Raw genomic sequence first — 15,563 nt, forward strand, 5'->3', positions numbered from 1 at the left:
TGACCGCAAAAAATGCACTCCGCCGATAAGGTTATTTCGGCTTGCCTGCCGTTCGAGCCAGCACCGCGTTAACCAACGGGGGCGTCAGACGATCGGAGTAGACGAGAGCTTTGCCGCCGAGGCTTAAGATCACCTCGGCACGACACGCCACGATGGCGGCGAGTGTGGCACGGGCGACCCGGCTGGCCGGCCAACTCCCGACGCTGTTCGATTTTTGCCCGGGTTCGGTGCCAACGAGAGACTCAAAAAACTCGCTCCGGGTGGTGCTCGGGCTCACCAAAACCACCGCGATCCCTTCTGAGACGAGTTCCGCGCGGAGCGAATCACTCCATCCGTGCAGTGCAAACTTGCTGGCACAGTACTCGCTTTTATCTGGCACGGCGCGGTGCCCGAGTACGCTGCCGATATTACAAATCACAGGCGTGCAATGCGTGACGGCGGTATCGGCGGCGGCACGGCGGAGCATCGGCATGGCCCCGCGGGTCCACTGCACGGGTGCGTGAAAATTGACTTCCATGATCTGCCGCATGCGATCAGGATCAGCGTCCATGAAGCGGCCGATGCCTCCCACGCCCGCGTTGTTAACCAACAGATTCAACTTTCCATCGGCGAGCTGGTCGACTAGTTCGAGGGCTTCCTCTCGCACGGACATGTCGGTCACGTCGCCCACGACCGGAATGACAGCGGCGTTGGACGCGTTTTGCCGCGTCTGTGAGACCAACTCATCGAGTCGCTCTTTCCGCCTGGCGACGGCGATCACCCGACAACCTTTGCTGACGAGCAAGAAGGTGAGTTCACGACCAATTCCGCTGCTCGCCCCCGTCACGATGGCGAGACTGCCCTCGGGCCGCCAACGCGACCTTCGTTGATTCCAGGGTTTCTTCTCCGGTTTTGTCGGCGTGGCCATTGCCGCTACGCCACTTCACTCGATGGTGTGTCGCTGACTTCCACGCTCGCCACACCTCCGTTGTCCGGAGTCTCATCCGCATCCGCCATCTCGCCGGTGAGTTTCAGTTCGGTCGGCGTGATCCGAATCGCCGAACGGTTGACCTCGCCCATCGCTGCGGCGGGCATCCGGACTCGAACGGTGACGTGTGAATCGTGAAATTCCCGCGACTCAACTTTGCCTTTGGCGGACAGATACGCGAGCAATTTTCCATCGTGATGGGCGACATCGATTTCCACATCGAGAAATTCACGCGATAGGGCCTCTCCCACCGCTTCACAGAGCGGAGCCAACCCCTTGCCCGTTTTGGCGCTGACCGGAATGGCATGTGGATAGCGATCGAGCACACGGTTGAGCACACGGGGGCTGTTGATCGAATCAATCTTGTTGAGGATCAGCAACGTGTCCTTGGCTTGGATCCCGAGTTCTTCGAGCACTTGATAGACCGCCGTGATCTGCTCGAACACGTTCGGGCTGCTGGCATCGGCGACGTGCATCAACAAATTCGCCTGACGGGTTTCTTCAAGCGTGGATTTAAAACTCGCGACTAACGAGTGCGGCAGGTCGCGAATGAAACCGACCGTATCACTCAACAATACGTGTCCCCTATTGGGAAGATGCCAACGTCGCGTACGGGTCTCAAGAGTCGCAAACAATTTGTCTTGAGCGAGCACGTTGGCCTCGGTCAACGCATTCATCAACGTGCTTTTACCCGCGTTGGTGTAACCGACCAACGAAATCGTGGGCATTTCATTTCGCCCCGCAACTTCGCGCTCACGGCGTGACTCAACCTTACTGAGCTCCGTCTTTAAGTCGTGGATTCGCTTCTGCGCCAACCGCCGGTCGACCTCGAGCTGCTTTTCCCCCGGTCCGCGCATTCCAACGCCCATCGATTGACGCGAAAGGTGAGTCCACATGCGTTTAAGACGCGGCAAAGAATATTCGAGTTGAGCGAGCTCAACAGCCAGCCTTGATTCGTGCGTCCGCGCACCGGCCGCAAAAATATCCAGGATCAACTCGGTGCGGTCGATCACTTTGGCGTTGGTCGCTTTCTCGAGATTGCGAACTTGCGCCGGCGACAGGTCGTTATCGAAAAAGATCACGTGGGCTTCATGCCGCTCGACCATCAGCCGAAGCTCTTCCACTTTCCCTTTACCGAAGTAAGTCGCGTGATTGGGCGTCCCCATTTTCTGCGTCAACTCATCGACGACTTCGGTACCTGCGGTAGTCGCCAAACCGTGAAGTTCTTCCAGTGGATCGTCCTCGACGACCGAACCGGGCAGAATAAGACGCGCCAAAATGCTGCGTTCCGGACCCTCGTCGACGAGGGAAAACATGTCCGAAGATTTGTGTTGATGAGACACGAGGTGGATTGGGACTCCAGGCGAGAGGGCAGGTTTTTAAGAAAAAGAAACCGTTTGAAAAAGTGAGATCAAAACTCTATGGGAACAGAGCGTTGAAAGATACCGCGAGCCCGTGAGGACCGAGCGGAAATGAAATGACGATGTGGATTTCTCCGGAAATCCTCAGGGTAAGGGATTCTGGCGAATTCCCATGCCCAATCGGACAGTCATTTTCCGCTCGCTCCTAAGTTAACATTTTAGTCGATCAACGGACATTCTGCCCCCGGAAAGGTTCAACGTTCGAAGGTAGATTTATTACGCAGGATGTGATGATAGTGTTGGGCAAAACGGTGCGATTCGTCGCGGACGTACTGCAATAAACGCAGTGCAAAGGCGTTTTTGCTGAGCCTCAGCGGTTCCGGATTTCCCGGACGAAAAATTTCTTCGTCGCGTTTCGCCAATGAAATCACCGTCGGCGGTGAAATTTCTTGATCGCGAAATGCCGCCATTGCGGCGCTCAGTTGCCCTTTGCCGCCATCGATCAACAGAATATCTGGAAAGGGATCCCCCGCATCGCTGAGCCGCCGAAAACGCCGGGAGACGACCTCGTAGATGCTGCGAAAATCGTCGACGCCTTTGACATCTTGAATCTTGTAACGTCGATACCCGGGTTTGAAGGGCAAACCGTCGATGAACTGGACCAGCGACGCAACGGTTTCATTTCCGCCCAAGTGCGCGATGTCGACGCCCTCAATGATCCGCGGTGTCTCGCTCAATTGCAGCACCTTTTTCAACCCCGTCAGTCCCTTCTTGGGATCGATGTAAAAGACCTCAGGCTGCGCGTGGGTATCGAGCTCACCTCGTTCGGAGAGACGTTCGAGCATCTTGATTTCGTCGCGTAGCACGGCGGCACGCTCAAAATCCAACTCCTTACTCGCTGCCGCCATCTCTGCTTTCATCTCGTTCATCAGCCTCGTCTTGCCGCCCTCAAGAAACGTCTGCAAACGTTTGATGTCGCGACGATAGTCTTCTTTGCTGATTCGGAAATTACACGGCGCCGTGCATTGATCAATGCTGGCTAAGAGACAGGGACGAAACCATTTCCACTTTTCATCCGATTCGCTGATATCGAGCGTGCAGGTGCGAAATTTGAAGATTCGCTGCATCACCTGGATCGCACCGCGGAGAGCGCCGGCACTGGTAAAGGGGCCATACAACTTCACCCCCGACGTCTTGGGCTCGCGCGTGACCTCAATGCGAGGAAACTCCTCCCGCGTCGTGATCATCAGGTACGGGAAGGTCTTATCGTCTTTGAGATCTTTGTTGTTTCGCGGTTGGATGTCTTTGATTAACCGCGACTCCATCAACAGCGCATCGACTTCGCTCTCGCATTGCACGTAGTCGATGTCGGCGATGTCACCGATCCAATCCGCCGTACGGGCATCTTCCGCAGCGGCCTTCAGGAAATAGCTTCCGGCGCGGTTACGCAAATTCTTTGCTTTGCCGACATAGATCACCACTCCGGCCGCGTCCTTCATCAGGTAGACGCCAGGCTCTTGCGGAAACGTTTTCACCTTAGCTGCCGCGTGTGCATGCCCTTTGAATTCAAAGGTGGCGTCCTTCGCGCTGTCTTCGGAAACATCGGCAGGACCCTCGAGATCCGGAGCAGGCTCAGGACGCTCTTCGGCGGCATTTTTCGATTCAGACGGTTTGATCGGAGGACCATCCATGGGTGGGGGATTTTCGGAATTTACCGATGCGACTCGTCATTCGGTTCGCAGCGGATCTGTCAGTCGTCCTTCAAAACGCGAGTTTGCATGGGGACGCCTACTACAGGTTACCGGATCGCCTAGCCTCTGAAACGGTACCGATTAATCGATTCGACCGGAATGATCCGTTCAGCTTCCGGCCGGCGATCCATACAACGGCCCGGAAGCCCAATCATTTTACGCAAACGCTTAATTGTGACCAAGAGTTTGCCAGATATTCTCAACGCGATACCTGGATTGTTGGCGGACAGTCCCTCTCGGGCCCGATGCCCGAGCGAATGAGGGTCCGATTCAGAATCACGTATTTCTCGCCTACTTCCTCGATCGATCGTTCTAAAAACACTTGTTTAAGGCCATCCTCGCATCGCTCCGACTTGCGTTCGCACTTGTGTGCGTCGGCATCGGATTGATCCTTGGTGCTCAGTGGTTCGGGTTTATCCCGGACTCGCGCATCGAGCAGGAGATTTTGCGCCGTAAGACATGTCAAAATATTGCGATCAGCACACTCGACGACATCCGGAACCAACGCTGGCCGAAGATCGACACGATGCTCCGGGCGATCGTCAAACGAGACGATCAATTGCTATCGATCGGCGTCCGCACCGAAGTCGGGGTCCTGCGTATCGCCACGGACGACCACGTCCGTTGCTGGCACACCCCCGATCTGTCGGGCAAGCTTACCGCTCCCGACGGATCGACACCCATCGTCGTCGATGACGTCCCCGATTGGGCCCGCGGCGTGGTTCAACCAACGGTGGCTTCCGCCAACACCCTCAGTATCCGGTCCGGTGCAAAGGCTGGTGAAAACACGTCCCCCCGGGCCAAAATTCTTTCGCTGGCCGATAAACTCACAGGATCGGACGCCCCCCCTCACGCGACCGGCACCAACGACCAACCCGAGACGAATCCCCGCGAAAGCGACAACATCTGTTTAGAAATCCCCATCATGCTGAAGAACCAGCATTGGGGAAATCTGGAATTCTGTTTCCGTCACCCGCCAGCGGGCCTCTTCGGTGGCGTGCTCGATGCGGGTATCACCAAATTCATCGTCTTCTTCATCGCGTGCGGCATGGGGTCGTACACGCTTTTGATGATGCGGATCATGGGAGTGTTCTCGCGAACTCAGGTCGTTCCCGATCGTGTCCGCCAAGCCCTCGACACTCTGGCAGAAGGTTTGCTGGTGCTGGACGGCTCGGGCAAGATCGTGCTCGCCAATGAAAACTTCTTGACCATTAACGGATTCGAGATGGAAGAGCTGATCGATCGATTGGCCTCCGATCTGCCGTGGTTCTTTCCCGGCACAGCTGCCGGCGGAACAGCGACCGGGGGCGCAGCGTCCGAACGCGTGTTCCCGTGGAGCAGAGCGATTCAAGAACGCCAAAGCGTTACCGCTGAAATCCTGCGGATGACGGGACGCGACGGCGTCCACCGGGTGTTTAGCGTCAACGCCGGGCCGATCGGCGAAGACAACAAACAAAAAGGGGCACTGGTCACCTTCCAAGACGTCACGCACGTTGAAAAACACCGTGTCGAACTGGAGAACATGTTGACGATGCTCCGCAAGAGCAAAGACGAAATCCAGAAAAAGAACCAGGAACTCGAAATTCTGGCCACCCGTGACGCGCTGACCGGTTGTTTGAACCGTCGCGCGTTTTTTGAACGGATGGAACCGCTGCTCGAACAGTTCCGACGCGAAGCACGTCCAATGTCGTGCTTCATGGTCGATGTCGACCACTTCAAGAGTGTCAACGATACCTACGGTCACCACACCGGCGACGACGTCTTGCGCCGCGTTTCTGCGGTCCTGCGTGAACTCTTCGAAGAACAACACATTGTGTGCCGATACGGTGGTGAAGAATTCTGCGTCGTGTTACCCGGGTTCGATATCGATCAAGCGTTCGAGCAGGCCGAGCGGACCCGCTTGGCGATCATGAACGTGCGGTTCGCAGATCCCGCCGCACTACATCTCACCGCGTCGATCGGTGTCAGCGAAACCCGCTTCGGTGCCACCGAAACACAAGACCTGATCAACCAAGCCGACGAATGTCTTTATGTTGCCAAGCGTGGTGGCCGAAACCAGTGCGTGGTCTTTGACCCCGAGCGTGTCTCGGTCCTCGGCGAAGAAGAAGAGTCGCAAAAGTCGCACATCCAAGATCCCGACTTGGTCAAACTGCCATTCCATGCCGTGACGGCATTGGTCTCGGCGTTGGCCTATCGCGACCCGTCGACGGCCGAACACAGCCGCCGAGTCGCTGACCTCTGCGTGAGAGCCGCCGACGGATTGTTATGCCAGCGTGAAACATACGTGCTCGAGATCGCCGCCCTCCTGCATGACATCGGAAAAATCGGTGTCCCCGACACGGTCTTGCATAAACCCGGACCGCTTGATGAAAGCGAATGGAAGATCATGCGTCGTCACAACACGGTCGGCCTCGATATCATCGCCGGCACGTTCCACTGTGACGAATTGGAAAACATCATCCGCTCTCACCACAGCATGTCGCGTGAACGGATCAACGGCCGTAAGATCGATTTTGAGAGCATGTCGATTTCAGCGAGACTGCTTAAGATCGCCGACACCTACGATTCCATCACGTCCGATCGTTCTTATCGCAAAGGCCGCAGCACGGAAGAGGCTGTCGCCGAACTGCGTCGCTGTGGCGGAACCCAATTCGACGCCGAACTCGTCGAACACTTCCTCGAGAAAACCATCTTCGGTTCTAAGGAACTTTCGTTGGGTTACACCACCTCCCGAGGAATCGCGCTCGCCGTTCCGAAGCACACCGCATTACAAATCGGTCAACAGATCGAACAGCTCGCCGACGCGATTGACACCCAAGACGTCGAAGCGTTGAAACAGCTTGCGGTCGAACTCGCGGAAGTGGCTGCAACGAACTTCCTCACCCCGATCGTCGAATCGGCCGGTCGCATCGAAGCGGCGGCACAGGCATCCGATGAGGATCTCGAGTGGGTCGAACTGTTTAAAGAAACACAAACGTTAATGGATCTGTGCCGGGCGACGCAAAACGCCCACTTGGTCACCTCACCAAGCGGCTTCTAATCGGCACCCGATTCCCGATTTGGCCCACTTGTGCGGGCCCGTTGATCACGACACGGCAGTCCACGCGGGGCAATGGCCGCACCGGGATCGATTCTTAGAACCGCCCGAGCTTTGAATTGACGGTGTTCACAACAATCGGTTTGATCAAGCCAAAAAATCCGCTACGCAACGCCCGATTAAAAGTATCGATAACCGCGTCGATTTCCTCGATCGTGATACACAGCGGCGGAACGAAACGGATCAAGAACGGTTTATCCGGATTGAACGCGACCAAAATCGGCTGCTTCGAATCATTGACACATCGCGACGCGATCAGGCCGCCAAATGAACCACGCACCAATCGTGGAAGCAGCGACTCCTCAAACTCGATCCCGATCATCAAACCTTCGCCGCGCACCTGTTTGACGAATTTCAGATCAGCTGTTTTCTCACGCAACCGCTTCGCAAAATACTCGCCCGCGTTCTTCGCGTGTTCCGCCAATCCGAGCGACTCACCTGCTTCAATCGCATGCACCGCCATGTGAGCACCGAACTGGCATCGATACATATTCTCGAGTCGCTCGACGACGGACGCCTTTGTCTGTACCGCCTGCTCGTAAACTCGATCCGTCATCAAAACAGCCGAGACGGGGAAAACATTGTCGCTAATCGCTTTGCCCATCAAAACGATGTCGGTCGCTGGCAACTTCCTTTGATAGTTGAGGAATTGTCCCGTCCGATACATTCCTGTTTGGACTTCGTCGACCGCGATAAAAAAACCGTGCTGTTCCTTTTGCGATGAAAGGAAATCCAAGAAATCTTGTGGGCACGCTTTGACCCCACCCTCGCCTTGGACCGTTTCCAGCAAGACGACCGCCACATCATCGGTCTTGAGCAAGTCAAGCAATTCCTGTTTCCCGTTGTCGCCGAACGGATCGACATAGTGAATGTGAGGATACAAAGGACCGAACGGGACTTTGTATCGATCCCGCGAAGTCACAATTAACGAAATGAGAGTCTTGCCTCCGAAACCGCCCTTGAGTGCAACGATCTTTTTCTTTGGCGCCGCCGCTAACAACGCAAACGTCAGTGCGGCTTCTGTCGCGGTTGCACCGCTGACCGCGGGAATCACGTGTTTAAATCCCGTCTTGCGTTCGACCAGGCTGTGTAAATTCGCCCAATAGTCATGTTCGACATCGTGCCGAGCCATCACGGCATCGATCACATCGTCAGGGTTATGCCCATGCAGATTCACACCATAGGTGCCTGACGCGTCGATGACACTTTCGTCGCCACGGCGAGTCACGGTCGTGATTCGGGCTTGATAGGCGGTTCGAATGTTCTTGTTCAAACCGCTGATATTCAGCATCGTCGCCATTTTGGGACTGCAGTGAGTCTCATACAGCTTGGTGGCCGCGAGATGCGATTGATTCGCCTCCTCCATCGTTTCGCTGACCGACCGGGGCAAACTTGCATAGCCGGGAGTCGTCTTTAAAAACGCTAGCATCGCCGCCATGCTGGCACTGTTCCCACCCCAGGTATTGCTGTGCAGGTTGTACTCTTTGACGTTATCCCACACCTTGTAGATGGATTTCGACATCATAAAACATCCCGCGGGGGTCTTATGATCGGCGAGGTTTTCACCAAATGCGATCACGTCCGGCAACGTTTTCAATTGCGCGGCAATCGGCCCTCCCGCGGACAGATCCGTTGTCGATTCGTCGAGAACCGTGTAGATGCCGCGATCGGCAGCGCTCTTCAAAATCTCAGAAAGCTGCTCGACCGGAACACTACCACCGTGGCGAAACAACAGACTCGAAGGCGTCTGATCATTGACGTTTTCACAGAACCGACCAAAGTCATCGAAATAGATGAGCCCGGGTACAAGCGCCTCGTCCAGACCGGCTGAAAACGGGTCAAACAGTTGTTGAAGATCACCGCTCGGATCATATACCGCGGTTACCAACGGCTGCCCCGCTTTGTGAACTTGATGGTTGTGGCGCACGATCTTGAGCGCCCCCGATATCGCCTCGGAAGTCCCGCTACCAAAGAACGCGTGGTACGCACACGGGTCCGGGCGATCTCCGTTGACCATCGCGTGCAGCAAACAAGCGGCACGTGCCTCAAACGATGAGATTTGCATCCGCACGTAGAACGGCACACGGTCTTGAACGTTTTGCCTTAACCGATCCACGTCGGCCTCACCAAACGATGTGGACAATAGATTGTGTGGAGAGGCGATTTGCATCGACATGATTCACCGAGGGGCAAAAGCGAAAGAATAGAACTTAAGAACTATAAGAGAATGGTCTGAATTTCAGCGATCACATCCTGCGGCATTTCATCAATCCTTTGCGCCGCCGCATGGGGCAGCGAGTAGTTGTCGACGGTCCCTTTGGCGAGATCCCGCGCGGACTTGGGATTCACCAGCAACATGGTGATGACCGCAGTCGCGGGGATCAGACTTAACAAGTCCTCAGCCGGCCGCGTCATCTCGCTTTCGCATCCGTCTTGACGTGTCCAGTGATGCCATAGTTTGCGAAGCAATTGTCCTCGCGACGCCCCATTATACGCATCGGCAATCATGACGATAAAACCGTTGTGACTGAGCACTCCCGGCTGCACCGCTGGCAACCGTTCGACCCGTTCGCCCAGTGCGATCCGGACGGTGGCCTCGCAGAGATTGACGCCTCCGAGTAAGGCGTTAAACGACTCGCCGATACGGGGATTGCACTCGATGTAAAACGGCTGTTGGGATTCCGCATCGTAGAAGTACTCCAGCGAAACCGGGCCATTCCAATTGAGCGTGTTCCCAAATCGCTCGACATGCTCGAGGACCGGCGGATGAATGGCGGTCCGCCGCAGCGCGGGACCACCTCCGATCCCCGTGGCCAGAACGTCGGCACATGCCGCACCAACGAGTCTTCCATCTTGGAATACGGCACTGACTTCCGCTTGACGTCCGGGCGCGGGCTGTTGAATCACGATCGGTTGCCCCTCCCACCAGACATCGGCCTCGGTAAAACGGGTAACGGTTTGGCGAAGCTCAGTCGCGTTACCCACCCGTTCGACGCCCAGGCTCGCGGTGCTGTGGGCGACCTTGATGAAGCACGGAAAATCGTCGTGGGCGAGCAGTTCCGATTGGGTGTGAACGATTTTCGTCACCGGCGTCGGTAGCCCGAGTTCGTCCATCAGGACGGCAAACTCCGCCTTGCTTTGAACGCGTTGGATGGCGGCAAACTCCGGAACTGCGAGCCCGACTCGTTTTTGGAAAAGATCTCGAAACCGCGAAAACGCATAAACCTGTTCGTGGGTCGGGAACAGCACGTCATAGCGGCCCTCACTCACCAACCGCGCGACAAAACGAACGTACCCGATCGGGTCCTTGGCAATTTGCGGACACGCGATCCGCCGCCGCACATGTGTAGAAAAACGACACTGGCACCAAGGGGATGGGTCGAGAATATCGACGGGGTAGCCAGGTGCAAGCCCGTAGAGCGTTTGCCTTGCAGAGTTACTCGAACCTTCGGAAAGGAGTATGCGAGGGTTTTCGACGGTTCGATTCATCTCGTTGGCTGGTTTCGTTGACGAACGGTAGAATGGCTGACGTACGAACGTGCATTCCTTCCCACTGTGCTACCACATGACCGCCCTGCGTCGTTTTTGGACACGCCTGCTCCGATCACCGGTGTCCTACGCGATCCTGGTGCTGTGCTTCGTCGGAATGTGGTTGGTGCAGTGGATGTCGGAAAACGAGCTGAAGCAGATTCGGGACGTCTACGGCATGGGCGCCATTGGGATTTTGCTGCCCATGCACGTCGCGATGGCATTGACCCCGTTTCCGTCGGATCTGTTTTCGATTGCAAATGGTGCCCTCTACGGCGTAACGGTCGGAACGTTGTTGAGTTGGTTGGGTTGGTGGATCGCGGCGCTATTACAGTTCGGATTGGGGCGACGGGCGCGAAAGGATTTCGAACTTGAGCAAGAAACAGAACACATTCCGAACTGGCTCAGAAGCTTCCCAATCGATCACCCATTGTACTTGATCTGCATCCGCCAAGTCCCTTGGCTCGGAATGCACATCGGATCATTCATCCCCGGAGCAGCGGGTGTCAGGTGGAAGCGGTTTGCATGGTGCTCGGCGATCGGCACTTTTCCAGGTTCGCTCTTAATGGCGGCGATCGGAGCGGGGATCGTGCATTGGTCATGACTCGATCACGCCATTGTCAGACAGCGTCCGAAACTGCTCGGCGAGTTCAGGTTTCGCAGCCAGAAACGGATGCTTGTACGCGTAGGTATCGTTGCCCTCGCCAGCGGTCTGGCGTTGCCGGTGTGCGGTCCACGTGCCCGGGGGAACCGTGGCGACGACCACGCCAGCCATACGGCGGCCCTGCAACCGGTCTTCGTATTCACAGTTCACTTCGCTGAGCCGTTGGTCGACACTCGCGGCGATCTGTCGAGCCTTTTCGGAATCGAATGATTCTTCGACGAGCAACCGGTAATGAGCCGGATCGCCGGGCACAGGCACCAAACTGTAGTGGTCGATCGAAAGCCCGCAGTCTTGAAACGCTTGGCCGATCGCCTGCGTGACTTGTAATTCGCTGAGCTTCTCTCCCGTCATGCTCGAATAATGAGCCCCCTTGTTGAGGAACGTCAATTGGGGGCAGCGACCAATGAATCCGTCGCACCGCACGACGTCGTGAATGTCATAGCGATACAGTCCGCTCAATGTCGACATCAGCAAGAAGTACTCTTGCCCGACTTCGAGTTCGTGAGCTTCGAGCACGGTAGGATCGGGCGTGCCATGCTCCTCGGTCGGAATGAATTCGAAAAAGTGGCTTTCGTAGTCGAGCAACCCTGCACAGGTTTCATCCTGCATCGGTGACGTCATGTGCCCTTCGCTGGCGGACAGGCCGTGGTCACGCAGCGGCACATCGCCGTAGTACTGGCGAACCGTTGGCAGGTACGCGGCCACTGAACCGCCCATCCACACCGAGACCACCGACAGCCCGGGCCAAAAATCTTTCGGGTGCAAATGCCCGGTGCGTTCGACGATGTTGTCGAGCTCTTTGGCTCGTGACCGGTTGGCACCTTTGCTGCGTTGCTTCAATACCTGCCGGACCTCAGCAGGAATCTCAACGTGATCTGACAATGTTCCGTTGTGAACGTCACGAATCAGGCGTTCCTTTTGCTCATCGGCCATCCGGGCGAGATGGATGAGCGTCAACGGGTTGGCGGTAGCGATCATCCCGATTTGAGGCGACTCGATCGCCACGCGCAGCGAAGCGTATTGCTTGTTCTCGGTTCCCTTCACTTTCAACAAAGCGTTGGGCAGGATGAACAACGAATTGGTGATTCGAGGCCGAGTCTCCGCGGCCAGCCCACTGATGCTGCCGCAAGGGATTCCCGCGTTGGTTCGAAATTGGTCCCAATCGCTGGTGAGCGTCAGCGTTTGCTTCGACAGTAGATCGTTGTGATCCCGATACGTCGCAAGCCCCCAATAGTTCCAACTCCGCCGGTACTCTTCGAAGAAATGGTTGGTAATCGGAACGTACTTCGACTGGCTCGTCGTCCCCGAGGTCATCGAAAACATCAGCACTTGGGTACCGGGCCCAAAGAGTGCTCCCGAGTTGCCGTTTTTGACCTCTTCGATATACGGACGGTAGGTTTCGTAGTTAGCAATCGGTACGCGGCTGCGAAAATCCTCGACGCTGCGGATACTGGCGAATCCATGTTCGCGGCCAAACTGGCTGTCTTCGTTGAGCCGGATTTTCTCCATCAACCGGCTCCGCTGCACCGATTGACAATCGGCGGTGCCTCGCAGATATCGCGTTAATCGACGCAGACGCCACTGGAGATACGCGAGCCGAACATAGTGGGAGATGGAGTGCATGAAATCGGTTGCGGGAGGAAAACCTGGACGCGTCGTATCGTAATCCCCTTGGGCTGTCGTACAAGGACGCTATGACGTAACATTCCGGCTCCCGGAGGGGCGTGAAAACGGGGCCAGAAGTCGAACGATGACGGGAGCATCCGGACGTCGCGACAGCCCTCGCCCCACGACGTCACGATTCGACGAAAAAAGTGGAAATGACACAGAGACGGCCCGATCCCTCATCCCCGAGTTTGTTACGCTCGCCGCTTGTTCGCATGGCCGCCCTGACGGGGCTCGTGCTGCTGATTTCTGCGCCGTTTGTGGTCCGCGGCTCGGATCTCGGCCTGCTGTCGATGTTCAACGCGCCGCTGATGTGGGTCGACCGCGACGCGCCCGCGAGACGCGAATTTAATGAGTTCATCGACCTCTTCGGTGCCCACGACCTGATCGTCGTGACCTGGGAAGGCTGCCAAGTCGACGATGAGAGGCTCAGCACAGCCGCCGACGCGGTCCTGGACGTCCAAGCCGAACGAGATGCCACCGGCAAGCAACGTTTGGTGAACAACGTGTTCTCGGGCAAGACGTTGCTCGACACGTTGACTTCGATGCCGATCGATCTGTCACGACAAGCCGCGATCGATCGACTCAACGGAGTGCTCGTCGGGCAGGATGATAAAACGAGTTGTCTCGTGGTCGAACTGACCGAATACGGTGCGGTGCAGCGACGCGAAACCATCCCGCTGCTCAAAGAAACCATCGCCCAATCGATCGGCTTTGCCGTTGATGACTTGATCGCCACGGGACCCGCCATCGATGGGATGGCGATCGATCAGGAAAGCAGCCGCTCGATACAACAGTACAGCATTCCCTCGATCCTAATTTCGCTGGTCCTCTGCTACGTCTGCCTGAGGTCGGTGTGGTTGACGATTCCGATCATGGCCGTTGGAGCCTGGGCTCAGGGATTCTTGCTGGCGTTGATCTACTACAGCGGCGAGACCATGAACGCGATCTTGATCGTGTTGCCCGCCTTGGTCTTCGTGCTCGCGGTGAGCGTCGGAATCCACCTCGCTAATTACTTCCTCGAGGAAGTCGACGCGGGTGCGGGCAGCGACGCCCCAGTGAGGGCGATTCGTAAGGCAGCTGGCCCGTGCACCCTCGCAGGCATCACCACCGCGATCGGGCTGGCATCGCTCGGCATTAGCGATGTCGAACCGATCCGCCAATTCGGTTTCCTCGGTGCGTTGGGAACGATTGTCTGCGTCATTCTGCTGTTCCTGATGTTGCCAGGCTTTATGGTCATTTGGCTCAAAGTTTCATCGGGGCGTCACGCCCCCAAGCCCCGCCATCAAAAGCCTAACCCGAGCGACACGTCCAACCCATCATCCCGATGGCTGTCGTTTGCAAGTGTCGCCGGGGGCATTTCACGATACAGCTTCGTGATCCGCACGCTGTGCATTACGGGAATGATCGTCAGCGGCGTCGGCTTGGTCCGATTGCGGACCACGATCGATGTCGTATCGCTGCTGTCCGAAGACAACCGTGCGGTCGAAGATTTTCACTGGGTCGAAAAGAACGTCGGCCCCTTGGTTCCGATCGAAGTCGTGATTTATTTCGCTGATGACAGTAACGTCGATCCGATCGACCGCCTCCGAATTGTCGCTGCGGTCCAACATCAGATCAGCCAAATTGAGGTCCTCGAAGGCACGATGTCGGCGGTGACATTCGTCCCGAGTTTCCCGCGGCTTACCGGTCTCGGGTCGACCATCCGCAAAACCGTTTTCCTTCGGCAGATCGAACAAAGCCGCGACGAACTGATCGATTCGCACTTCCTCGCAGAGACCAAACGAGGGGATGCGTGGCGGATCAGCGCCCGCGTCAAAGGGCAGGCGCACTTCGACTACGGAACGTTCCTCGATCGGCTGCAAACCGAAGTTGACTTCGTCTTGTCGAAAGCCGAAGACGCCGGATACCACGGGATTTCGTCATCGAGCACGGGCGTGTTGGTGCTGGTGTACCGGATCCAAAAGATGTTGCTCTCTGATCTGTTCTTCAGTTTTCTGACAGCCCTGGGCCTTGTCGCGATCGTGATGATGATGGCACTTCGCAGCATTCTGGCCGGCGCACTCGCCATGCTTCCCAACATCTTTCCGACCTTGGTTCTCTTTGGCGTCATGGGCTGGGCCGAACATGCCATCGACATCGGCACCGTCATGACCGCCAGCGTCGCGTTGGGGATCGCAGTTGACGGAACGTTTCACTTTCTGAAGTGGTTCACTCAATCACTCAAGGCGGGAGCATCGAACGAGACGGCAATTACAATTGCGTATGAACGGTGCGGCGGTGCGTTGATCCAAACGACGATCATTTGCGCGTGCGGCTTGATGATTTATTCCTTCAGCGGTTTCTTGCCGGTACGACATTTCTCCTGGATCCTGTTGATGATGTTGGTCACGGCCCTGTTTGGCGACTTGGTACTTCTCCCCGCCTTGTTGGCCGGAAAGCTCGGCGACATCCTCGGCCGAACCGGCCTGCCGCTTATCGTCGACGCCGCCGACACCGATGCCAGTAGCGAGTTGCCCCAGTGAACGGA

9 protein-coding genes are annotated in these 15,563 nt (G+C 56.6%); 3 read left to right on the forward strand and 6 right to left on the reverse strand.

Features of this window, described 5'->3' with window-relative positions; all coding sequences use genetic code 11:
- Nucleotides 1-31: 31 nt before the first annotated feature.
- The 3 genes from NB063_RS00770 to NB063_RS00780 form a co-directional block, all read right to left on the reverse strand.
- Nucleotides 32-907: an SDR family NAD(P)-dependent oxidoreductase gene (locus NB063_RS00770; RefSeq protein WP_250926817.1), complete on the reverse strand. Its 876-nt coding sequence runs from the start codon at nucleotides 905-907 to the stop codon at nucleotides 32-34.
- A 5-nt stretch (nucleotides 908-912) separates the two neighbouring features.
- Nucleotides 913-2,283, reverse strand: a complete 1,371-nt coding sequence (gene hflX, locus NB063_RS00775; RefSeq protein WP_250926818.1) for a GTPase HflX — start codon at nucleotides 2,281-2,283, stop codon at nucleotides 913-915.
- A 299-nt stretch (nucleotides 2,284-2,582) separates the two neighbouring features.
- A complete protein-coding gene (locus NB063_RS00780) occupies nucleotides 2,583-4,019 on the reverse strand; it encodes an excinuclease ABC subunit UvrC (RefSeq protein ID WP_250926819.1) in 1,437 nt (478 codons plus the stop codon).
- Nucleotides 4,020-4,467: 448 nt separating this feature from the next.
- On the opposite strand from NB063_RS00780, the gene NB063_RS00785 reads away from it, so the two are divergent.
- The gene (locus tag NB063_RS00785) at nucleotides 4,468-7,119 is read left to right on the forward strand and encodes a diguanylate cyclase (protein WP_456061982.1); all 2,652 of its coding nucleotides are present in this window, start codon (nucleotides 4,468-4,470) and stop codon (nucleotides 7,117-7,119) included.
- A gap of 94 nt (nucleotides 7,120-7,213) precedes the next feature.
- On the opposite strand, the gene NB063_RS00790 is transcribed toward NB063_RS00785, so the two are convergent.
- Nucleotides 7,214-9,352, reverse strand: a complete 2,139-nt coding sequence (locus NB063_RS00790; RefSeq protein ID WP_250926821.1) for an aminotransferase class III-fold pyridoxal phosphate-dependent enzyme — start codon at nucleotides 9,350-9,352, stop codon at nucleotides 7,214-7,216.
- Between the two features lie 41 nt (nucleotides 9,353-9,393).
- Nucleotides 9,394-10,665 (reverse strand): ATP-grasp domain-containing protein, encoded by a 1,272-nt coding sequence (locus NB063_RS00795; RefSeq protein ID WP_250926822.1) that lies wholly within the window; start codon nucleotides 10,663-10,665, stop codon nucleotides 9,394-9,396.
- A gap of 76 nt (nucleotides 10,666-10,741) precedes the next feature.
- On the opposite strand from NB063_RS00795, the gene NB063_RS00800 reads away from it, so the two are divergent.
- Nucleotides 10,742-11,308, forward strand: a complete 567-nt coding sequence (locus NB063_RS00800; protein WP_250926823.1) for a TVP38/TMEM64 family protein — start codon at nucleotides 10,742-10,744, stop codon at nucleotides 11,306-11,308.
- Here NB063_RS00800 and NB063_RS00805 read toward each other — a convergent pair.
- Entirely contained in the window at nucleotides 11,303-12,991 is a 1,689-nt protein-coding gene (locus tag NB063_RS00805; protein ID WP_250926824.1) for a GH3 auxin-responsive promoter family protein, read from the reverse strand. The genes NB063_RS00800 and NB063_RS00805 overlap by 6 nt on opposite strands.
- Before the next feature lie 257 nt (nucleotides 12,992-13,248).
- On the opposite strand from NB063_RS00805, the gene NB063_RS00810 reads away from it, so the two are divergent.
- Nucleotides 13,249-15,558, forward strand: a complete 2,310-nt coding sequence (locus tag NB063_RS00810) for an efflux RND transporter permease subunit (RefSeq protein WP_250926825.1) — start codon at nucleotides 13,249-13,251, stop codon at nucleotides 15,556-15,558.
- Nucleotides 15,559-15,563 lie beyond the last annotated feature (5 nt).

This window comes from Aporhodopirellula aestuarii (assembly GCF_023701485.1).
Classification (GTDB): domain Bacteria; phylum Planctomycetota; class Planctomycetia; order Pirellulales; family Pirellulaceae; genus Rhodopirellula; species Rhodopirellula aestuarii.

Bases quoted from the DNA above. Each gene is read 5' to 3' on its own strand.
- NB063_RS00770 (WP_250926817.1), bottom strand. From the start codon at position 907: ATGGCCACGCCGACAAAACCGGAGAAGAAACCCTGGAATCAACGAAGG.
- hflX (WP_250926818.1), bottom strand. From the start codon at position 2,283: ATGTTTTCCCTCGTCGACGAGGGTCCGGAACGCAGCATTTTGGCGCGT.
- NB063_RS00780 (WP_250926819.1), bottom strand. From the start codon at position 4,019: ATGGATGGTCCTCCGATCAAACCGTCTGAATCGAAAAATGCCGCCGAA.
- NB063_RS00790 (WP_250926821.1), bottom strand. From the start codon at position 9,352: ATGTCGATGCAAATCGCCTCTCCACACAATCTATTGTCCACATCGTTT.
- NB063_RS00795 (WP_250926822.1), bottom strand. From the start codon at position 10,665: ATGAATCGAACCGTCGAAAACCCTCGCATACTCCTTTCCGAAGGTTCG.
- NB063_RS00800 (WP_250926823.1), top strand. From the start codon at position 10,742: ATGACCGCCCTGCGTCGTTTTTGGACACGCCTGCTCCGATCACCGGTG.
- NB063_RS00805 (WP_250926824.1), bottom strand. From the start codon at position 12,991: ATGCACTCCATCTCCCACTATGTTCGGCTCGCGTATCTCCAGTGGCGT.
- NB063_RS00810 (WP_250926825.1), top strand. From the start codon at position 13,249: ATGGCCGCCCTGACGGGGCTCGTGCTGCTGATTTCTGCGCCGTTTGTG.